Annotated in this window: 19 protein-coding genes; 4 read left to right on the plus strand and 15 right to left on the minus strand. The window is 56.2% G+C overall.

Annotated features, from left to right (window positions below; translation table 11 throughout):
* Positions 1-25 precede the first annotated feature (25 nt).
* The gene (locus J7382_RS06435; protein WP_247744867.1) at positions 26-733 is read right to left on the minus strand and encodes a DUF1223 domain-containing protein; all 708 of its coding nucleotides are present in this window, start codon (positions 731-733) and stop codon (positions 26-28) included.
* A gap of 219 nt (positions 734-952) precedes the next feature.
* Here J7382_RS06435 and rpiB point away from each other — a divergent pair, with 219 nt between their 5' ends.
* Complete coding sequence (gene rpiB / locus J7382_RS06440) at positions 953-1390, plus strand: ribose 5-phosphate isomerase B (protein WP_209068092.1); 438 nt, start codon at positions 953-955, stop codon at positions 1388-1390.
* A gap of 82 nt (positions 1391-1472) precedes the next feature.
* Here rpiB and J7382_RS06445 read toward each other — a convergent pair whose 3' ends face one another.
* The 10 genes from J7382_RS06445 to yajC all read right to left on the minus strand — a co-directional run bounded on the left by J7382_RS06445 (position 1473) and on the right by yajC (position 8586).
* Entirely contained in the window at positions 1473-2027 is a 555-nt protein-coding gene (locus J7382_RS06445) for a DsbE family thiol:disulfide interchange protein (RefSeq protein WP_247744868.1), read from the minus strand.
* The gene (gene ccmD / locus J7382_RS06450; protein ID WP_209068098.1) at positions 2024-2173 is read right to left on the minus strand and encodes a heme exporter protein CcmD; all 150 of its coding nucleotides are present in this window, start codon (positions 2171-2173) and stop codon (positions 2024-2026) included. The genes J7382_RS06445 and ccmD overlap by 4 nt, the downstream gene beginning before the upstream one ends.
* Positions 2170-2922: a heme ABC transporter permease gene (locus J7382_RS06455; protein ID WP_058240987.1), complete on the minus strand. Its 753-nt coding sequence runs from the start codon at positions 2920-2922 to the stop codon at positions 2170-2172. The genes ccmD and J7382_RS06455 overlap by 4 nt, the downstream gene beginning before the upstream one ends.
* A 91-nt stretch (positions 2923-3013) precedes the next feature.
* Positions 3014-3670 carry a heme exporter protein CcmB gene (gene ccmB / locus J7382_RS06460; protein ID WP_209068100.1) on the minus strand — a complete coding sequence of 219 codons (657 nt, stop codon included), beginning with the start codon at positions 3668-3670 and terminating at the stop codon, positions 3014-3016.
* A complete protein-coding gene (gene ccmA / locus J7382_RS06465) occupies positions 3667-4287 on the minus strand; it encodes a heme ABC exporter ATP-binding protein CcmA (protein WP_209068102.1) in 621 nt (206 codons plus the stop codon). The genes ccmB and ccmA overlap by 4 nt, the downstream gene beginning before the upstream one ends.
* Positions 4288-4489: 202 nt before the next feature.
* Positions 4490-4852, minus strand: a complete 363-nt coding sequence (locus tag J7382_RS06470) for an Mth938-like domain-containing protein (RefSeq protein ID WP_058240984.1) — start codon at positions 4850-4852, stop codon at positions 4490-4492.
* Positions 4853-4875: 23 nt separating this feature from the next.
* Entirely contained in the window at positions 4876-5643 is a 768-nt protein-coding gene (locus J7382_RS06475) for a sulfite exporter TauE/SafE family protein (protein WP_209068104.1), read from the minus strand.
* Entirely contained in the window at positions 5636-6604 is a 969-nt protein-coding gene (secF, locus tag J7382_RS06480; protein ID WP_209068106.1) for a protein translocase subunit SecF, read from the minus strand. The genes J7382_RS06475 and secF overlap by 8 nt, the downstream gene beginning before the upstream one ends.
* Before the next feature lie 4 nt (positions 6605-6608).
* Positions 6609-8270 (minus strand): protein translocase subunit SecD, encoded by a 1662-nt coding sequence (secD, locus tag J7382_RS06485; protein ID WP_209068108.1) that lies wholly within the window; start codon positions 8268-8270, stop codon positions 6609-6611.
* A gap of 31 nt (positions 8271-8301) precedes the next feature.
* Positions 8302-8586 carry a preprotein translocase subunit YajC gene (gene yajC / locus J7382_RS06490; RefSeq protein ID WP_209068110.1) on the minus strand — a complete coding sequence of 95 codons (285 nt, stop codon included), beginning with the start codon at positions 8584-8586 and terminating at the stop codon, positions 8302-8304.
* Between the two features lie 226 nt (positions 8587-8812).
* Between yajC and serS the strand changes: the two genes are divergently transcribed.
* Positions 8813-10105 carry a serine--tRNA ligase gene (gene serS / locus J7382_RS06495; RefSeq protein ID WP_209068113.1) on the plus strand — a complete coding sequence of 431 codons (1293 nt, stop codon included), beginning with the start codon at positions 8813-8815 and terminating at the stop codon, positions 10103-10105.
* A gap of 81 nt (positions 10106-10186) precedes the next feature.
* On the opposite strand, the gene J7382_RS06500 is transcribed toward serS, so the two are convergent.
* From J7382_RS06500 to J7382_RS06515, 4 genes are all read right to left on the minus strand, one after another.
* Positions 10187-11167: a fatty acid desaturase gene (locus J7382_RS06500; RefSeq protein WP_209068115.1), complete on the minus strand. Its 981-nt coding sequence runs from the start codon at positions 11165-11167 to the stop codon at positions 10187-10189.
* A gap of 207 nt (positions 11168-11374) precedes the next feature.
* On the minus strand, positions 11375-12865 hold the full coding sequence (gene der, locus J7382_RS06505; protein WP_209068124.1) for a ribosome biogenesis GTPase Der: 1491 nt from the start codon (positions 12863-12865) through the stop codon (positions 11375-11377).
* Positions 12866-12913: 48 nt separating this feature from the next.
* The gene (locus J7382_RS06510) at positions 12914-14215 is read right to left on the minus strand and encodes a PQQ-binding-like beta-propeller repeat protein (protein ID WP_348540011.1); all 1302 of its coding nucleotides are present in this window, start codon (positions 14213-14215) and stop codon (positions 12914-12916) included.
* A gap of 27 nt (positions 14216-14242) precedes the next feature.
* Positions 14243-14923 carry a hypothetical protein gene (locus J7382_RS06515; RefSeq protein ID WP_209068126.1) on the minus strand — a complete coding sequence of 227 codons (681 nt, stop codon included), beginning with the start codon at positions 14921-14923 and terminating at the stop codon, positions 14243-14245.
* Positions 14924-15148: 225 nt separating this feature from the next.
* Here J7382_RS06515 and J7382_RS06520 point away from each other — a divergent pair, with 225 nt between their 5' ends.
* Both J7382_RS06520 and J7382_RS06525 read left to right on the plus strand, forming a co-directional pair.
* Positions 15149-16423, plus strand: coding sequence for an efflux RND transporter periplasmic adaptor subunit (locus J7382_RS06520; RefSeq protein ID WP_209068128.1), 1275 nt, complete (start codon positions 15149-15151; stop codon positions 16421-16423).
* Positions 16420-20298 carry an efflux RND transporter permease subunit gene (locus J7382_RS06525; protein WP_209068130.1) on the plus strand — a complete coding sequence of 1293 codons (3879 nt, stop codon included), beginning with the start codon at positions 16420-16422 and terminating at the stop codon, positions 20296-20298. Before J7382_RS06520 ends, J7382_RS06525 begins: the two co-directional genes overlap by 4 nt.
* The last annotated feature ends 59 nt before the right edge of the window (positions 20299-20357 follow it).

A 20357-nucleotide genomic window follows, 5' to 3' on the forward strand; every position in this document is an offset into this window, starting at 1 on the left:
CAACAACTTGCAGGCCATCATTCAATCAGAATACGCGAGCCGCAGCTTCGATTGGCCCTCCGCTTTCACGTTGGATGATCACCACAACCGGCTGATCGCCCTTCACACGCAGGTTTAGCGACAGATCCGCCGCGCCGTTCCAGGATTGGACCTTTTCCCAACCATCGACAATGTTCGCATATGTCAGCACACGCCCCGCGTTTTCACCACGCTTGATCGAGACCTTCTCCTCAGCACGATAGCGCATGACATGCACCACCATTGGCGCCTGAATATCTGATTTTGCTTTGACTTCAATGAGATCGCCGTCTCTTTTGACATCAAGATCCACATTAGGCTTTACCGCTTTATGCGCTGAGATGAGCTTTTCTACCTGATCGGGATGTGCGCCCACCACGTGGTCTTTCCCATTCACAATCATCTGTGGCGTATAGACAGACCGATGTCCCGCCGCGCGCGCATAAGTATGCTGACGCTGCGTATAGGTCGGGCTGGCAAATTCATCTTTCCAACCGATGTAGTCCCAGTAGTCTACGTGCAAAGCCAAAGCGATGACATCCTGTCGCCCCGCCAATTGGCGATGGAAATAGTCATCCGCTGGCGGGCAGGAAGAACAACCCTGAGAGGTGTAGAGCTCGACAACAACAGGCATATCCTCTGCCACCACCGCAGAAGCCACACTCATCCATATTGCCGCCAAAATACCGCTCACGCGCATCATGCTTTGATCCATCCCATTGCTCTTTTCCCGCCCTCCTTACTAAGACGTCAATTGATGAGATGCCAATCAAGGTTTCGAGAGAAATCAGTGAGCAAGACGCAACGTCGCTGTCACATATAAGGTCAAAGCCGTTTCACCATAGAATTGCCTTCGCAACCACTGCGCAACAATTGCGCTTTCAGGCGTATAGCCCTATGGGTCAGACAGCTTCGCAACCAAGGATCTGCCTCCATGACCCAGAAACGCATCGTTCTTTCCAGCGATCACGCTGCCATCGATCTGCGCCAGGCCATTGCCAACCACCTCACCCAACAAGGCTATAACGTCACCGACATCGGCCCGGTGACAACCGAAAGCACCCATTACCCTCTGCATGGCAAAGCTGCGGCGGAACATGTGGTATCAGGTCAGAGCGATCTGGGGATCATTCTGTGTGGCACCGGTCAAGGGATCATGATGGCGGCCAACAAAGTGCCAGGCATCCGTTGCGGCGTGTGTATGGATACATTTTCTGCCAAGATGATCCGGGCCCATAACAACGCCAATATGCTCTCCATTGGCGCACGCATCGTCGGTGAAAGCCTGGCGCTTGAATTGGTTGATGCCTTTCTTGCAACCGAATTTGAGGGCGGACGTCACGCCACCCGCGCGGATATGATTGAGGGCTGACAGGTCCAAACGACAACAAAAAGGCCCCATAGGGGCCTTTTTACAAACGCGGCTCTGATAAGAAACGACGGAAAGCTCTAAGTTATTTCAGAGCGTCCAGTGCCGGGCGCAGGCGCCCCTCAACTTCGCGTTGGGTCACAGGCCCAGCAATCCGCAAAACCACATTGCCTTCACCATCAATCAGATAGGTTTCCGGCACGCCGTAGACGCCCCAGTTCAGCGCAAGCCGCCCTGCGTCATCCGCACCGACAGCCTCATAGGGATCCCCCAGCTCTTCCAGGAAGCTCAGAGCATTGTGCGGCGCGTCCTTGTAGTTCACGCCAAGAATAGTCAGCCCTTCTGCCTGCAATTGCGCCAGATTTGGATGTTCCACACGACAGGGCCCACACCAGCTGGCCCAGAAATTGACCAATGTGGGTTTGCCTTGGCGCAGCTCCTCATTCCCCCAGAGCGCCTTGGTGCCCAGCTGAGACAGGGCCACCTCAGGCGCCTGTTGCCCCACAAGTGCACTTGGCAACTCATCGGGGTTATCCCGTTGCATCCCCCACAGAAACAAAGCCGCCAACCCTGCAAACAACAAAGGCGGCAGGATCATCAGAACCGAAATCTTCTTTTTGGACTGACTGTCTTCGCTCATTTGCGGCGCGCCTCCACATCCTCTAGAGCTAGTTTAGCTTTACGCGCGGCACGCACGCTCCACCACACCAATCCGACGATCAGCAGGATAGAGACCGCATAAGACGACAGAACGGTCTCTGCGTATTTTCCAAGATCAGGCATCATGCCATACGCTCCCGCGCCAAAAGCGCGCGTGTGCGCCGCTTGTGAATTTCTGTACGTGTGCGCAGCAAAACAAGCGCCACGAAAAGTAAGACGAACCCGATGATGCAAACCAGCAGCGGGTAAAAGAACACATTGGAGACTTTCTCTTCGGTGTCTGTGCCCGTGATCGCCCCGGCCCGCATGACCGATGCTCCCTGATGCAGGCCCTGGTTCCAGAAGTTCACCGCATAGCGGCTCAATACCGCAAAGACGGAGCCAACAATGCACAACACGGAGGTCAAATCAGCCGCCGTATCCGGATCATCAATAGCTTCCCACAAGGCGATGTAGCCAAGGTAAAACAGAAACAGGATCAGAAAAGATGTCAGACGCGGATCCCATGCCCACCATGTGCCCCACATCGGTTGCCCCCAGATCGCCCCGGTGATCAGAGCAATCACTGTCATAGTGACACCAATGGGGGCGGCTGCTTTGGCCGCCAAAGCACTGACATGATGCCGCCGCACCAACCAGATCAGGGAGGTCACCAGCATCATAAACCATGCATTGATCGCCATGAGCGCAGCAGGCACATGAAGATATATAATCTTCACTGTCGCACCCTGCCTGAAATCATCCGGCGTGAAGAAAAATCCCCAGACCAGACCAATCACCAAACAGACCGTCGCGCCCATCGCCACCGGTGCCAGAAACCGCGAAACGGTTTGGCTGAATTTCACCGGATTGGCGTATTCCCAGATCGATCCCATATGGCCGTCCTATCTTGCTATCCATCGTCTTGCATCTCACTTTCATGAGAGCCGCCCATGCGCTTTGACATGGGTTAAACCCACCGTCAGGCTAGCGCAAATTTACCCGCAATACCAAGGCACTCGCAAAGGGCAAAAGCGCAATCACACCACAGCTGATCCCCGCCAACATCAGCAGCGGCGTGCTCACCGCCTGCCCCTCAGCACCCCGGCGCGCAAGCTCCGCCCCAAAGATCAGCGTGGGCACATACAGCGGCAAAATCAAAAGAGACAGCAACAAGCCCCCCCTTTTGAGCCCGACCGTCAGCGCCGCGCCAAAGGTGCCAATAACACTGAGCGCAGGCGTGCCAAGCGTCAATGACACCACCAGCCAGACAAAGCCCTGAGGCGGCAAATTCAAAAGCACGCCAAAAAGCGGCGCAGCCACAACCAGCGGCACCCCCGTGGTCATCCAATGGGCCAGCGCCTTGACCGTTACAACGGCCTCCAGCGGCAGCGGCGCAGTCGCCATCAAATCCAAAGTGCCGTCTTCCCAATCCAAGGCCAAAATTCGGTCCAATGACAAAAGACAGGCCAGCAAAGCCCCCAACCACAGCACACCGGGGGCAATTTTGGTCAACAGTCCACTTTCTGGCCCCACGGAGAAAGGCACAAGCACCACCACAATCAGGAAGAAGGCAATCCCAAGTCCAAATCCGCCACCGGCGCGGAAGGCCAGTATCAAATCCCGCTTCAACAAAGCTCTCATAGAAAGGCCTCATCATAGCCGCTGATCGCTGTTGCCCCGGCAACCGCCTTAAAAGGCCCAACATCCAAGATATTTGCCTGCAACCCCAAATCGATATGTGTGGCAAGCAGGGCGCTGCCACCAGAGGAAAGATGCCTCTGCACAGCTTGTGCAAACAGGGCCACAGAGGCCGTATCAAGGGACACCGTGGGCTCATCCAAAATCCAGATTGGCCGCGCAGTTACCAAAAGTCTGGCAAGACCCAGACGCCGCTTTTGTCCAGCAGATAGGCTCCCAGCCAGGCGGTTGCGCAAATCTGAGAGATCAAAGGCATCAATCGCCTGCGTGATGTCGTTCTGTCCAAACACATGGGCCCAGAATTCAAGGTTCTCCGCCACGCTCAGCATGGATTTTAACCCGTCGCTATGCGCGGCATAGGCCAGACTGTCCTCAGAGGCCTCCACTGTCCCTTTGAATGCAGGCTGCAACCCGGCCACAGTGCGCAGAAGCGTTGTTTTGCCAATGCCGTTTGGCCCTTTGACCACAAGTGCATCTGAGGGCGCGAGCGTAAAACTCACCCCTTCCAAAACAGCCACACCGCCACGTGCCACGCTGAGATTTTTCACCTGCAAAACCATGGTTTCCCCTTAGCTGATCCCATTCACAAGCAAAAGAGCAACCTTTTGACGCATCAAGAGGTTTGCGCTGCGATGGTGCCCAGGCTTTATGTGGCGCGCTCAGGCTCAGCGCAGCTGAGCCATGCCCAACAAAAACAACTCATCAAAGATGAGAAGGTTTTTGGCGGGAGCCTCTGCGCTTCACGCCCCCATTCTGCTGCTGTCAGCCCTCCAGCACAGGCAGCATCACAGCGGCAACCCGCCGCCCCTCGCTGACCAGCACATTATAGGTCCGACAGGCGGAGGGCGATGCCATGGGCTCCACGCCGATACCGGCTTCTTCCAAAACCTGCCGAAAAGCGCTGTCGACCGGTGCCATTGTGGCCCCTGTGCCCATCAGGATAAAATCGATCTCACTCTTTAGCGCCAAAATCGCGTCTACATCCTCAACGCCATTCCATGAGCGCGCGCCCTTGGCATGGATGATCGCGCCCCCTTCAATGACCTCTCCGCCAATGCGAAAAAAACCGGGGCCATAGCTGTCAATTGGTATGGCGTCTGCAAAAGTCACTTCTGTCATCTGCATAATGGTCTCCTCTCAGAAAGCTGCTAGTGGGTGCCCAGACCGTCCAGAAACGGCAGACCAGACAGCGCAGCCATGGCAATGATCATATAAGCCACCCCTCTGTATAGCCGCTCATAGTCGGGATGAAAGAGCCAGCCCCCCAAAAGGTTCCCGGCCATGGCCGGTAGAGACAGAATCAATCCCAAAACAAAAGGCGTGCTGTCAAACCGCCCCAATCCAAAAACCACGATCAGAAGTAGGATGTCATAGAAGAACAGATAGGCAGAGGTATTTGCCCGGATCACTTTCGGTCCATGCGGACTGGCCATGTAAAACAAGATTACAGGTGGTCCCGGCAGTCCGGCGGCACCGCCCAGAAGCCCGCCTGCCCCACCAATCCCATAGACCATATGCCGCGTCACCGCGCCCCGGTAGCGAAATCCGGTCAGTAAAACCGCCAGCATGATCAGGGAAAGACCGGACACAAGATAGCGGTAGATCTGTGGATCGGTCCGATCCAGCAGCCAAAGCCCCACCGGCATCATAGTCACCACCCCGATCATCAACCGCATCAGGTCACGCCGGTGGCCATCGCGCAACGCCGCAGGAATATGCACCGAAGGCGCAATGATATCCATGGCCGCAAGCGTCATGATCGCCCAGAGCGGCTCCATCACCTGCGCTGCAATCGGAAGGTAGATCATGGCGGTGCCAAATCCGGCAAATCCGCGCACAATGCCCGCCACAAAGGCGGCAAGCGCGACCCAGGCAAGGCCCTCAACGGCCAGTGCCTGGGTCAGGACTTCAGGCATCGATATTGGCAAACTGATTGCCAGCGGTATTGTCCGGCTTGGACCAATCCCGCTTCACGCCGAGCTTCAACAACACGGCAGAGGCGATAAAGATCGAGCTATATGTCCCCACGATCACGCCCCAGATCATTGCAAAAACAAAGCCCCGGATCACATCGCCTCCCAGCACAAAGAGCGAAATCAACGCCAAAAGCGTGGTGACCGATGTCATCACTGTGCGGCTCAGCGTCTCATTGATGGACAGGTTCAAAACCTCTTTCAGCTCCAGCTTTTTGAACTTGCGCAGGTTTTCCCGCACACGGTCAAAAACCACCACCGTATCGTTCAGCGAATAACCGACGATGGTCAGCAGAGCCGCGATAATGGCGAGATCAAAGCGGATCTGAAGCTCAGAAAACACCCCAATCGTGAGCACCACATCATGCACCAGCGCCGCCACAGCGCCGAGGGCAAATTGCCATTCAAAACGCAGCCAGATGTAGACCAACACCGCCCCAATCGCGAGCACAACCGCAATGGCCGCAGTCTTGATCAACTCACCCGACACCTTTGGCCCCACGGATTCAACGGAAACAAAAGAAATGTCCGGCGCAACGGTTTGCAGCTGCGCCTCGATCCGTTCAATCACATCTGAGGTTACGGATTCCGCCCCTTCCTGCGCCTGAATGCGGATCATGGTCACATGCTGATCTTCTTCAAAGGTGGGGTCAAACACCTCCGTGATCGAAATATCGCCCAGCTCAAGCGGCACCAGCGCATCGCGATACTCCGAAATCACCACCTCCTGTGTGCTTTCCGTCCGGATGGTTGTCCCCCCCCGGAAGTCGATGCCAAAATTTAACCCCTGAACAAAGAAGCTCACCAGAGCCGCCACCATCAGGGCACCAGAGATGCCAAGCCAGAGGGTTGGACGAGAAAAGAAATCCCATTTGGTGTCTTGCGGAACAAGTCTCAAACGCATGGCATTATACCTCAATGGTCTTAGGACGGCGGCGTTCAAACCACATCACGATCATCAAGCGCGTCACAAAGATCGCGGTGAAAACGGAGGTGAGGATGCCAAGGCCGAGCGTGATCGCAAATCCGCGCACCGGGCCGGAGCCCATCGCAAACAGGATCACAGCGGTGATGAAGGTTGTGATATTGGCGTCCAGAATGGCGGAGAGCGCCTTTTCATAGCCAAGCTCAATGGCGCGGGCCGGACCTTTGGCAGATTTCAGCTCTTCGCGAATACGCTCAAAGATCAGAACATTGGCGTCAACCGCCATACCGATGGTCAAAACAATGCCTGCAATGCCGGGCAAGGTCAGCGTAGCCCCGATCAGGCTCAACAACCCAAAGATCAGCCCAACATTGATGATCAAAGCGATATTGGCATAGAGCCCAAAGCGGCCATAGCTCAAGAACATGAAGACCAGCACCGCAATGAAGGCCACGATACATGCGATGCGACCGGCCTCAATACTGTCTTGTCCCAGCTCAGGACCAATAGTGCGCTCTTCAAGAAATTCCAATCCAGCCGGCAAGGCCCCTGCGCGCAGCAGCACTGCAAGGTTGGTGCTTTCTTCAACAGAGAATCGTCCGGTGATGATGCCAGAGCCACCTGCGATATGCGCCTGAATGACAGGTGCGGAGATCACCTCCCCGTCCAGCACGATGGCAAAGGGGCTGCCAATGTTTTCTGCGGTATAATTGCCAAACTTCCGCCCCCCTGTGGGGTTGAAGCGGAAGGATACCGCTGGGCGGTTGTTCTGATCAAATGTTGGCTGGGCATCGACCAGGTCTTCACCCGTCACCACAGGGGCGCTTTCCACAATGTAGAACACGCCCTCTTCATCCAAGGAAGGCAGCACCTCATTGCCCGCACCTGCCGTCGCATCCGCACTAGACGCGCGCCCAACAACAGGATGGAAGGTCAACTGCGCCGTGGTTCCGATAATGCCTTTCAGCTCAGAAGCAGAGCCGATGCCGGGCACCTGAATGAGGATCCGATCCGCCCCCTGACGCTGGATTGTGGGTTCGCGAGTGCCCACCTCGTCAATACGGCGGCGAATGATCTCAAGCGCCTGCTGCACCGTGCGATCATCCGTGGCCAGTTTTTCCGCATCAGACAGGCGCACAACAATGATGTCGCCGTCCGTTGACACAACAATATCACTGGCGCCAGCACCGGTCAGAGAGGTCACAGGGCGTGACAGCCCCCGCACCAGAGACGCCGCCTGTTGAATGGCTTCAGGTTTGGAGATTTTCACACGCAGCTCATCTGCAGGGGATGGCTGCCGACGAATGGTGCCAATCGTGGCGCGTTCGGCACTCAACAGATCGCGCACCTCAGGCCACATGCTTTTCATGCGGTTTTCATAGACATCCGCGACCTGCACTTCGGCAAGAAGATGCGCCCCACCGCGCAGATCCAACCCCAGATTTACGAGGCGACTGGGCAAGAAAGAAGGCCAGCCAGCCGCCAGCTCTTCAATCCCATTTCCAGAAAGCCCCGCCTCCAGGTCGGCAACGGCGTCATTATGGGCCTCGACCCTCGGATAAAACGCGTTTGGCATGGCCAGAAGCAGACCCACCACGCAGGTGAGCATGATCAGGACCCGTTTCCAAAGGTCGATTTGCAGCATGTCAGATGCCCTGTTGGTCTTGTTTTTCTACTTATTCGGACTTGGCTGGCTCGGTTTTGGACGTCACCGATGCGATGGTGGATTTCACCACACGCACTTTGACATTCTCCGCCAGCTCAACTTCGACCTCATTGTCGTCTTTCACCTTGGAAACTTTCCCAATCAGGCCGCCTTGGGTCACGATCTGGTCACCACGGCGCACTGCCGCAACCATGGCTTGATGTTCTTTCATTTTCTTCTGCTGCGGACGGATCAGCAGGAAATACATGATCACAAAGATCAGAATGAGCGGCAGAAACGAGCCGATTTCTTGCATAGGTGAGCTTCCCTCTAATTGGCGCGCGCTTTAGGCGTCGCAAAGTCGCTGGGAACCTATGTGGGCTTGGCGTCACTTGCAAGGCGTCAAAGCCCTTGACCTACGGCGAAACACACTTAAGAGCACAGACAGCCCTGCCAACATCACCGATGGTTACGATTAACCAAGATTTCGGTCATAAGCAGGGGGAGCAAACGACTCATCTCAAGCATGAAGGAATAGAGAGATGCATGACATTAAAGCGATCCGCGAGAACCCGGCCGCTTTTGACGCCGCCCTGACCCGCCGTGGGGATGCGGCCATGTCATCCTCCCTGCTCGCATTGGACGAGGAGCGCCGCGCCAAGATTGCCGCCGCTGAGGCTGCGCAGGCCGCTCAGAAAGCCGCCGCCAAAGATGTGGGCGCTGCCAAAGCCAAAGGCGACGAGGCCGAGTTTGAACGGCTGCGTGCCCTTGTCGGTGAGAAGAAATCCGAAGTTGCGGCGATGCAGAATGAGGCCAAGGAGCTTGACGCCAAGCTCAATGACGCGTTGGCGCGCATTGCCAACCTGCCCGCCGCGGATGTGCCGGATGGGGCGGATGAAGACGACAATGTCGAAATCAACCGCTGGGGCACCCCGCGCGAAATGGATTTCACCCCGGTGGAACATTTTGAAATCGGCGGCGTGGCTGCGAGCATGAATTTTGAAACCGCCGCCAAAATCTCTGGCGCACGGTTTGTGATGCTCAAAGGCGCAGTGGCGCGCATTCACCGCGCGCTGGCGCAATTCATGATCGACACCCATGTGGATGAAAACGGGCTGACCGAAATCAACACCCCGGTGCTGGTGCGTGATGAGGCAATGTTTGGCACCGATAAACTGCCCAAATTTGCCGAAGACAGCTATCAGACCACCAATGGCTGGTGGCTGATCTCCACCTCGGAAATCCCGCTGACCTATTCCGTGGCAAATGACATCCTCGAAGAAAGCGCCCTGCCGATCCGCATGACCGCGCATTCCCTGTGTTTCCGCTCGGAAGCGGGCAGCGCGGGCAAAGACACCTCCGGCATGCTGCGCCAGCACCAGTTTGAGAAGGTCGAGATGGTTTCGATCACCCATCCGGACAACAGCGAAGACGAGCAGAAACGCATGCTGCGCTGCGCCGAAGACATTCTGGAAAAGCTCGGCATTCCCTATCGCACCGTGGTGCTCTGCACCGGTGACATGGGCTTTGGCGCACGCCGCACCTTTGACATTGAGGCGTGGATCCCGGGCCAGAACACCTATCGCGAGATCAGCTCTGTCTCCACCACCGGTGATTTTCAGGCGCGCCGCATGAACGCCCGCTTCCGCCCAGCGGACGGAGGCAAGCCGGAATATGTCCACACGCTGAATGGCTCCGGCCTCGCGGTGGGCCGCTGCCTGATTGCGGTGCTGGAAAACGGTCAACAGGCGGATGGCTCCGTCATTCTGCCCGAAGTGCTGGCGCCTTACCTCGGAGGAAAAACCACCCTCAACGCAGAGGGCGTATTGATCTAAACAACAAAAAGCGCGGCCCAACCGGACCGCGCTTTTCATTTGACCACAAATATCCCGGGGGTGCGGGGGCTGGCCCCCGCCCTATTCTGCCGGTACGGCACCTTGGGCGCGTGTTTTCGGAAATGGCACAAGCCGCTCCTGCTCTTCATCCCAAAGCTTGAGTGAAAAAGAGCGTATCGCTTCGGGCCACTCAATGGTGGGCAAGTCAAATTCCTGCCTGAGCATCTGATGGCATTTGCGCAAATTATAATGCGGAATCCGCGCATTGTAGTGATGGATGTCGTGATAGGCGATATTGGCGCTGGCCAAGTCCATCCACCACCCAAGATCCAGCGCAGAAGAGCCCTGCAAAGCCGCCAGACGTGGATCCAGATCAGGACGGCGATCCCAATAGGTGTCTTCAAAATTATGCTGAAGATACACCATGAACACCCCCACCATACCGCCAAAGAACGAACTCAGAAACCAGATCAATACCCCTGTCCAGCCCGCCAAAGCATAGATCAGCCCCATATAGGAAAAAACAGCCAGATTGTGCAGTACCACGGAACGCCACATGGTCTGCGCGTTCTTGGGCCAGCGGTACCGGATAAAATAGGTGAAAAGACTTCCCAAGGGGATCAATATAAAAGGATTTCTGTACAGCCGATACTGCAACCGCTCCCAAAAACCGGCAGTATTCCATTCGCGCAACGTCATCGTATGGATTTCCCCGGTATCGCGGTGATCGAGATTGCCCAGATGACTGTGATGCATATTGTGATTGTGCCGCATGGCCGCATAGGGCGCGAAAGTCACGAGCGAAAGCGCCTCCCCTGCCAGATCATTGTGCTTGCGCGTTTTGAAGAGCGAGGCATGGCCCGCGTCATGCTGTAAAACGTACAGCCGCACAGCTGAAAGACCGTTCAGTGCCATCAAGGGCAACAGCAGATACCACATGGTCTGGAAGGCAATCGCCAGATAAAGCGTTGCGACGTAAAATACAAAGGTGCCAAAGAAACTGATCGCACCAAGACGATCGTCCTGCACAGTAAAGTCTTTCAAGCGCCCGCGAATCTCCATCGCAAACCCCTTTTCGCCAATAAAGTTTCTACCTCGCCGCTGAGACCGGCTGGGTATGCTTCAAAATACGCTGGTCCAGATCTTTGGATCAACTTTGTTAACTATAGCGTGAAATTGAGTCGGCTCAATGCACCCCGTGGCGGCAACCCGACGCAAAACACCCGCGCAGTTGCGCGGGTGCTTATTCCTATCGTTGAAACGACGCCTTTAGTGTGGTGCGTTGCGCCCCTTAATGTGTTTGCGCAAACGCGACGGCGTGGATTTCTTTTTGCCTTTATAGGGGTTCTTATCCCCCTGTCCGCGCATCGTCAGACGAATGGGCGTTCCGGGCATATCAAATGTCTCACGCAACCCATTGATAAGATAGCGAGAGTAGCTCTCCGGTATCTTGTCGGGATGGCTGCACATGACCACAAATCCCGGAGGACGGGTTTTGGCCTGTGTCATATAGCGCAGCTTGATGCGTTTGCCCTGTGGTGCGGGTGGCGGATGCTGCTGCAACATCTCCACGAGCCAACGGTTGAGCTGTGCTGTCGGAACGCGCCGGTTCCAAGTGTCGTAGGACCGCAGAATGGCATCCCGCAGACGCTCCAACCCACGGCCGGTTTTGGCAGAAACCGTGATCAAAGGCGCCCCACGCAGCTGTGGCAGCAGGCGGTTGAAGGCCTCTTTGAGATCGCGCAGTTTCTCCTGCTTCTCGTCCTCAATATCCCATTTGTTCACGGCAACAATCACAGCGCGGCCTTCCCGCTCTGCCAGATCCGCGATTCGCAGATCTTGTTGCTCAAAGGGAATGGCCGCATCCAGCAGCACGACCACCACTTCCGCAAATTTCACCGCGCGCAGACCATCACCGACAGACAGTTTTTCAATCTTGTCCTGCACCTTGGCCTTTTTGCGCATGCCAGCGGTGTCAAAAATCCGCATTGGGGTTTCCCCCCAATTGGTACGCAGGCTGATCGCATCACGCGTGATCCCGGCCTCAGGCCCCGTCAGCAAGCGATCCTCGCCAATGATCTTGTTGATCAAGGTGGATTTGCCCGCATTCGGGCGTCCAACCACCGCAATTTGCAGCGGCTTTTTCTCCGTAATCAGCTGAGACGGCAGAAGCGCATCCGGATCAAGCTCGGCATCCGCCTCATGCTCCTCAAGATCAACGTCTGTCTCCACATCGTCGTTCAAGGCTTCGGCGCGTTTGGCAAATTCATCGGCAATCGGCATCAACTGCGCATAAAGATCATTGAGACCTTCCCCATGTTCCGCCGATAGGCGGATGGGTTCACCCAACCCCAGAGAATAGGCCTCAAGCACACCGGAATCCGCCGCCTTGCCCTCGCCTTTGTTGGCCGCAAGGATCACATGTGTGGCGCGTTTTCGCAGAATTTCCGCAAAAATCATATCGGTGGGCGTGACCCCAGCGCGCGCGTCAATCATGAAAAGGCAGATATCGGCCATATCCACCGCCCGTTCCGTCAGACGCCGCATGCGCCCTTCCAGACTGTCATCAGTGGCATCTTCCAGACCAGCGGTATCAATCGCGGTAAAGCGCAAGTCGGCCAGTTTGGCATCGCCTTCGCGCAAATCACGCGTCACCCCCGGCTGATCATCCACCAGCGCGAGTTTTTTGCCAACAAGGCGATTGAAAAGCGTGGATTTGCCCACATTTGGGCGGCCCACAATGGCGAGCGAGAAACTCATGACAGATCTCCGGAACGTCTGAAGTCGCCCCGATATACCATTATTGCGTCAACGGAAAGCGTACAATTCGCCTTTGCGGTTCACAACGTAAAGAACGCCCCCCGCCACAATCGGATTGGTGGCAGCCCCATGGGGCAATTCAACCGTGTAGGTCAACGCGCCGGATTGCGGATCATAAAAACGGATCAACTCATCTGAGGATGCCACAACAAGCTGCCCACCTGCCACTACTGGTCCATAGTGAGCGTGCATTTCAGATTGTTTGCGCGGTTTGTTGGAAACAAACTGTGGGAGTTGTTGCCCCCATATCCGCTCTCCAGTGCTGGCATTCAAGCGCAGCAGTTCATTGCGCTCCGACACAAGAAACAGCGATCCGCCTGCGGGAAATACGGGGCTCAGCGCACCATAATCCGCAGTCCACTTCCGTGCACCGGTTTCAATATCAAGGGCCGCAAGACGCCCGGAATGATTGCCAACATAGATCGTATTGCCAGCCACAACCGGATCACTTGAAATGTCCCCGATCGTATTGATGGAGCGGCCCGGAAGCGTTTCAGACAGGCTCGCCGTCCAGCGCGCCACGCCGCCTTGACGGAAAGCCGCCTGAATTTCGCCAGAGCCATAGGGGAAAATCGCATAACGATCCGTCACCGCAGGCGCGGCAGGGCTCTGAATGTTCTGCACCGTTGGAATGGAAATCAATTGCCACGCCACGCGCCCGGTTTTGGCTTCCAAAGCCCAGCCGGTAGCGTCGCCGGAGACCGCGTAAACCAGATCACCATAAACAGTTGGTGAGCCGCTCCCAACGGCTTGAAATTCCTGTTCCCACAGGTCGGCACCACTGGCCGGATCAAGCGCACGTAGACTGCCGTAGCCCGTGGTCACAAACAATGTGCCATTGCCATAAGCAAGCCCGCCAGTGGAGGCCTGACCAGCCTTGTCACGAGAGGGCGTAAGATCTTTGCTCCAAAGTGTTTCGCCAGCCGTGTTTATCGCAGAAACCGTCGCAAGCGCATCGACCGTAAAGATCTTACCATCCGCCATGACCGGATCCGCGGTGATGCGGTTCTTGCGCGATTCTGCTTGCCCGATGGAGGTGGACCAAGCCAATGTTGGTCGCTGAGACAACGCGGCATTCGCGACGCGGTACTTTTGAGTGCCGATACGATGCGTCCAGGCGGCATTGTGAGATTGTGATGAGAGACGCAGTGCAGGGCTTTGATTTTCTGTCTTCTCAGCTTGCTCAAACAGATCTTCGCGTTCCCCTACAAGGATCACTTCAGGTTCTTGGCAAGCCGTCAGAAAGAGCGCGGCAGCGCCAGCTGCAAACATCCAGGTGTTACGTGTCACTGCACAGTTCCCCACGCTTTGTTAGTCTTATTGGCCAGCAACCGTGCCGATCGCATCTGTTGGCGTTTCGCCAAGTGCCACAATCAACTGAGATGCACGTTGGCGCAAGCCCGCTGTTACACCGGCATCCTGAAGAAGCTCTTGCAATTGTGCGACAGCACTCTCTTCATCCCCTTCTTCCAAGGTCAGCAAAGCAAGCTGTTCACGTGCAAGCAGTGACAGTGGCATGCCTGGAGCAGCCAGCGTCTCCAAAGCCAGTCTGCGCTCTGATGCAGGTGTTTCGGCCCCCTGCGCAAGCACCGCTTTGAAAGCCGCGATCTGGCGATAGATATCAGGCATGTCATATGTGTCGGTCACAATGCCCTGAAGCGTATTTGATGCCTCCGAGCCCTCACCAATCTCAAGTTGATGCGTTGCAAGGAGCATATCTGCCACCACTTGTGCATTTTCCGAGTCCGTTTTCAGGTCGGACAAAGCCTCAACACGCGCAGCAGCCTCACTCGTTGCAACGGCGGAAATCAGCGCATCACCTGTATTCTGCGCCGCTTTGAGCGCATTGTTCTTGCGAACCTCATTCGCTGCAGCCGCACCAACAATCGCCACCACGGCCAGTACAGCAATCCAGCCGTAGCGTCGAATTAGGCCAAACAAACGATCACGACGCACTTCTTCAGTGACTTCTTCAATGAAACTGTCGGTATTGCTCACGCCGAGACTCCTGATGATTTGCCTTGTCTTATCGTTTTGTTTTCAAAGTGCCAAGTGCCGTACGCGTGATCCAGAGCATGGACAGGCAAATCGCGTCTTAGGTGTTTTTTGAACCGATGAGTTCAAAATTGCGTAGTTTAGGTTGTCTCCAGCGTTTGAAACGCCAATATGACTCTCAATATTTTACGCGCAAGCAGGCGCGTGCTCAAAGACAGGGACCAGCAGATGCGGCTCATTCCGTTTCTCATCGCGCTACTTGTGGCGGCATTTCTTTATATGTTTGTGGTCGAACGCGACCGCTTGTTGGCTTTTGCCCGTGGTGCGCCAACGACAGAACAACTGGATGCTCAGGAGGCACAAGACGCGGCTGAAACGGAACAGGATGACGCAAAACAAGGGGCTTCGGCTCCTGCATCAGGCGGGAATGACCTGATCCGTGTCGTTGCAATACAAAGCACAGCGCGCACAATTGACAGCACCGTGGTGTTGCGCGGCGAGACCGAAGCCGATCGTCAGGTGGAAGTGCGGGCTGAAACAAGCGGACTGGTGGTCAGTGACCCCCTGCCCCGCGGTGCTCATGTAAAAGCGGGAGAAGAGCTTTGTAGGCTCGACGTTGGCACACGTATGGCGGTCCTTGCAGAAGCACGTGCAAGACTGAGCGAAGCGCAAGCCCGCGTGCCAAGCACCGAAGCAGCCATGATCGAAGCTGAGGCCCGTTTGGAAGAAGCCCGTATCAACGATAACGCTGCGCGCAAGCTGTCTGAAGGCGGCTTTGCCTCCTCAACGCGCGTCGCCAGCGCAGCAGCAGCCGTGCGCGCTGCGGAAGCGGCCGTACAATCGGCCACCTCAGGGTTTGAATCCACGCAGGCCGGTATTGAATCCGCAACGGCGCTTGTGGCCGCAGCAGAGCGTGAAATCAAAAAACTCTCGATTGTTGCGCCTTTTGACGGGCTTCTGGAAAGCAAAACAGCGGAACTCGGCAGCTTAATGCAGCAAGGCAGTCTTTGTGGCACCGTCATTCGCCTCGATCCCATGCGCATTGTGGGATTCGTGCCTGAAACAGAAATCATGCAGGTGGAAGAAGGCGCATTGGCGGGTGCCCGCCTGACCACAGGTCACGATGTGAGTGGACAGGTGACATTTGTGTCCCGCTCTGCCGATCCACAGACACGCACTTTCCGCGTGGAGATCACAGTGCCCAACAGCGATCTGGCCCTTCGTGACGGCCAAACCGCGGAGATCCTTATTTCGGCGGATGGGGCACCGGCACATTTTCTACCTCAGTCGTCTTTGACACTTAACGACGAAGGTACATTGGGCGTTCGGCTTGTGGATGACAGCAATACCGTGTCCTTCAACCCGGTTGAGCTTCTGCGCGATGGGCAAGACGGCATCTGGGTCGGCGGGCTGCCTGACAAGGCGAATGTCATTATTGTCGGACAAGAGTTTGTGGTTGCCGGCGTCAAGGTGAACCCGAGTTTTCAGGAGCGTAACCCATGACCGGAGCCATCACATGGGCCGCAGAGCGTGCCCGTATGATTCTGGCGTTCATCGCAATCTCTCTTGTGGTGGGCGCCTTTTCTTACGCAGGCCTGCCCAAAGAGGGTGAACCTGACATCGACATCCCAATTCTCTATGTTTCGGTGAGCTTCCCCGGCATTTCCGCAGAAGACGCGGAAAGCTTGTTGGTCAAGCCCATGGAAACGGAGGCCGTTGACCTTGATGGCCTCGACAAGATGACGGGCATCGCGTCAGAAAACCATGCTTCCCTGTTGCTTGAGTTTGATTTTGGCTGGGACAAGAGCGCCACAATCGCAGATGTGCGCGACGCGATGAACTCTGCTCAGGCTGATTTCCCAGAGGGTGCAGATCAATACACCATCACGGAAATCAACTTTTCGGAATTCCCGATTGTCATTGTGAACCTGACAGGGGACGTGCCAGAGCGGACAATGGCGCGTCTGGCCAAAGATCTGCAAGACGAATTTGAGGCCATTGATGCGGTTTTAGAGGCCGCAATCGCTGGCAACCGCGACGAGATGGTCGAGGTGGTGATCGATCCGCTACGTCTGGAGTCCTACAATGTCACGGCCCCCGAAATCATTGGCGTTGTACAAAACAACAATCAGCTCATCGCCGCCGGTGAGGTCGACAGTGATCAGGGCACTTTCTCTGTCAAAATCCCCTCCTCTTTTGATGAGGTCAGTGACATCTACGCCTTGCCGGTGAAAACCAACGGGGACCGCGTTGTCACGCTTGGTGATCTCGCAGACATCAATTTCACGTTTGAAGACAGAGCAGGCACGGCGCGGTTTGACGGCGAAAATACGGTTGCCCTGCAGGTGGTGAAGGGCAAGGGCTACAACATCATCGACACCGTCAAAGAGATTAAGGCCACGCTCGCCAAAGCGCAGGAAAGCTGGCCTGAAGAGCTCAAAGCCGCGGTGCAGGTCGGCACATCAAATGATCAGAGTCGCGTTGTTGGCTCCATGGTGCGCCAGCTTGAGGGCTCGGTGCTGACGGCCATTGCGCTCGTGATGATCGTGATTCTCTCCTCTCTGGGCAGCCGGGCCGCAATGCTGGTTGGTTTTGCCATTCCGGCCTCCTTCCTCCTTTGTTTTGCCTTCCTCGCACTGATGGGCGTCACCATTTCCAACATGGTGATGTTCGGTCTCATTCTGGCCGTGGGCATGCTGGTGGATGGGGCCATTGTGGTTGTTGAATACGCCGACAAACGCATCAAAGAAGGCACAGGTCCGATGCACGCCTACGTGGAAGCGGCACAGCGGATGTTCTGGCCGATTGTCTCCTCCACGGCCACCACACTCTGTGCCTTCCTGCCGATGCTCTTCTGGCCAGGCATACCCGGCGAGTTCATGGGCATGCTGCCAGTGACGATGATCTTTGTGCTGTCTGCGTCCTTGCTGGTTGCCCTGATCTACTTGCCTGTGGTGGGCGGGATCTCCGGGCGTATGAGCCGCCTTTTTGATCGCGCGTCCAACGTTCTGAAGGCGCACCTACCATGGATCATCCGCGCGCTGCTGGTCCCGCTCCCGCTGTGGGGCATGTTTGCCGGCGTCATGCAGATGCTCAACCCTGATTACCTGATGGCTGAAGGCTTAGAAGGCATTCTGCCCATGGCAATCGGCGGGATTGTCTTCGTACTGTCCGCCTTTGCCGCTTCCATCACGCTCAGCGCAGCAGAAATAAAATCAAAACGCAGCACAATCAAAACCGGTTTCCGTCTGAGCCCATTTGGCCATCTGATCCGCTTCATTGTGGGCAATCCTGTAATGCCCGTGGTGACGATTGTCGCCGTCATCTTTACGGTTGTTTCTATTATTGGTTACTTCGGGTCCAACAACAACGGTGTTGAATTCTTCGTCGATACCGAACCTGAACAGGCCACCGCATTGGTGCGGGCCCGTGGCAACCTGTCACTGGCGGAAAAAGACGCCATGGTGCGGGCCGCCGAAAACATCATCATTGATCACCCTGCGGTGATCAATGTCTTCTCATTTGCTGGCGAAGGTGGGCTATCGACTGGCGGGCCAAGCAATAGCGAGTCTCCGCAAGACACCATTGGTCAGGTGCAGTTTGAAATCATTCCATGGGAAGACCGGCCAACCGTGCGGGAAAAATGGTTCTTTGACCTTCTGGAACGGGAAGTGAGCGCGCCGGACTTCGCCGGAAACACGGTGCTTGATGAACTCAATGCTGAGTTGGCCAAACTGCCGGGGTTCTTTGTCGAAACCAAAGCGCTTGAGCAAGGCCCGGGCTCAGGCAAGCCCATCCACCTGCGACTGCGTGGTGATGGCTGGGACGCGCTCAATGCAGCCACGGCACAGGCGCGTGAAGCTTTTGAACACACTCCGGGTCTGACCTTGGTGGAAGACACGCTCCCCCTGCCCGGCATCGACTGGCAAATCGACGTAGACGTCGAAAAAGCGGGGCGCTACGGCGCAGATGTGGCCACGGTTGGTGCCATGGTACAGTTGGTAACACGCGGTATCCTACTTGACACAATGCGGGTGGACAGCAGTGACGAGGAAATCGAAATCCGCCTCCGCCTCCCCGATCAGGATCGCGTGCTCTCCACCTTGGACACGCTCAAGGTCCGCACCGCAGATGGCTTGGTGCCCCTGTCAAACTTTGTGACCCGCTCACCGGTTCCCAAACGCGCTTCCATCGCCCGGATTGATCAGGAACGCTACTATGATGTGAAAGCAGATATTGAGCCGGGTTTGGTAAAGGTAGTGTCTGGTCAGGACGACGATGTGGTCACCCACGCTCTGCTCAAGAGCATTGGCCCAGATGTCTCCGCCACCGGCGATATCATCACCGCCGCCAATGGGGATCGCTTTCACATCCACACGTTGGTGGAAGCGACCAATGTTGCGGATGTTCAGAGCGCGCTGGATGACGGTGCGCGCCGTGTGCCTGTGACCCCCACAGAACGCATTGAGACGCTGACCAACTGGCTCAATACAACGACATTTGACCGCTCCGTGAGCTGGGAATGGACAGGCGATCAGGAAGAGCAGGCAGAATCTGCTGCCTTTTTGACCAACGCGTTTTCTGCGGCTCTGGGCTTGATGTTCGTGATCCTGCTCGCGCAATTCAACAGTTTCTACAACTCTGTGCTGGTTCTGCTGGCGGTGATTTTGTCGACCGCTGGTGTCTTGGTTGGTATGCTGGTCATGGATCAGACCTTCTCGATCATCATGACCGGCACCGGCATTGTCGCTCTGGCCGGGATTGTGGTGAACAACAACATTGTTCTGATCGACACCTATCAGGAGTACAGCCAATATATGCCGCGCATTGATGCCATCGTGCGTACGGCACAAAGCCGCATCCGCCCGGTGCTTCTGACCACCATCACCACCATGGCAGGTCTGACGCCGATGATGTTCGGGCTGAGCCTAGACTTTATTGAGGGCGGCTATTCGATCAACAGCCCGACCTCGCTTTGGTGGAAACAGCTGGCGACGGCGGTGGTCTTCGGGCTGGGCATTGCGACTGTTCTGACACTGGTGTTCACCCCCTCCATGCTTGCGCTGCGGGTCTGGGCAACCACCTATTTTGGCTGGCTCATGCAGCTGCTGGCGCGTCTTTCCATGGGGCGGGCCTCCCGCGCGGGGCAAGACTGGGCGCTGCGCCGTGCCGCACGGAATGTGAAACATCCTGTTCTGATGTGGAATGAGGACCTGCCGGATGCCTTGGCCGCCGGCACCCCGGCACCGACAAAATCAGACATGTCGACACCGGTAGATCCTGAAGCCTTGGCCCCAGAGGTGGAGGCCCCACGCGGCGACGGGAAAAAACCGGCAAATGATCCGGGTGCTTCCGGTGATATCAAAGCAGCGGAATAAGCCCTGATCGCAAAAACGCGCGCCACTCTGACAGGCGCGCGTTTTACTTATGGAATGCT

This window comes from Shimia sp. R11_0, from assembly GCF_017744035.1.
GTDB lineage: Bacteria > Pseudomonadota > Alphaproteobacteria > Rhodobacterales > Rhodobacteraceae > Shimia > Shimia marina.

Excerpts from the sequence above, each read along its gene's own strand:
- J7382_RS06520 (WP_209068128.1), top strand. The coding sequence starts at position 15,149 with ATGCGGCTCATTCCGTTTCTCATCGCGCTACTTGTGGCGGCATTTCTT.
- J7382_RS06445 (WP_247744868.1), bottom strand. The coding sequence starts at position 2,027 with ATGAGCGAAGACAGTCAGTCCAAAAAGAAGATTTCGGTTCTGATGATC.
- secD (WP_209068108.1), bottom strand. The coding sequence starts at position 8,270 with ATGCTGCAAATCGACCTTTGGAAACGGGTCCTGATCATGCTCACCTGC.
- serS (WP_209068113.1), top strand. The coding sequence starts at position 8,813 with ATGCATGACATTAAAGCGATCCGCGAGAACCCGGCCGCTTTTGACGCC.
- J7382_RS06525 (WP_209068130.1), top strand. The coding sequence starts at position 16,420 with ATGACCGGAGCCATCACATGGGCCGCAGAGCGTGCCCGTATGATTCTG.
- ccmB (WP_209068100.1), bottom strand. The coding sequence starts at position 3,670 with ATGAGAGCTTTGTTGAAGCGGGATTTGATACTGGCCTTCCGCGCCGGT.
- J7382_RS06435 (WP_247744867.1), bottom strand. The coding sequence starts at position 733 with ATGGATCAAAGCATGATGCGCGTGAGCGGTATTTTGGCGGCAATATGG.
- J7382_RS06455 (WP_058240987.1), bottom strand. The coding sequence starts at position 2,922 with ATGGGATCGATCTGGGAATACGCCAATCCGGTGAAATTCAGCCAAACC.
- J7382_RS06470 (WP_058240984.1), bottom strand. The coding sequence starts at position 4,852 with ATGCAGATGACAGAAGTGACTTTTGCAGACGCCATACCAATTGACAGC.
- J7382_RS06475 (WP_209068104.1), bottom strand. The coding sequence starts at position 5,643 with ATGCCTGAAGTCCTGACCCAGGCACTGGCCGTTGAGGGCCTTGCCTGG.
- ccmA (WP_209068102.1), bottom strand. The coding sequence starts at position 4,287 with ATGGTTTTGCAGGTGAAAAATCTCAGCGTGGCACGTGGCGGTGTGGCT.
- J7382_RS06500 (WP_209068115.1), bottom strand. The coding sequence starts at position 11,167 with ATGGAGATTCGCGGGCGCTTGAAAGACTTTACTGTGCAGGACGATCGT.
- yajC (WP_209068110.1), bottom strand. The coding sequence starts at position 8,586 with ATGCAAGAAATCGGCTCGTTTCTGCCGCTCATTCTGATCTTTGTGATC.
- der (WP_209068124.1), bottom strand. The coding sequence starts at position 12,865 with ATGAGTTTCTCGCTCGCCATTGTGGGCCGCCCAAATGTGGGCAAATCC.
- ccmD (WP_209068098.1), bottom strand. The coding sequence starts at position 2,173 with ATGATGCCTGATCTTGGAAAATACGCAGAGACCGTTCTGTCGTCTTAT.
- secF (WP_209068106.1), bottom strand. The coding sequence starts at position 6,604 with ATGCGTTTGAGACTTGTTCCGCAAGACACCAAATGGGATTTCTTTTCT.
- rpiB (WP_209068092.1), top strand. The coding sequence starts at position 953 with ATGACCCAGAAACGCATCGTTCTTTCCAGCGATCACGCTGCCATCGAT.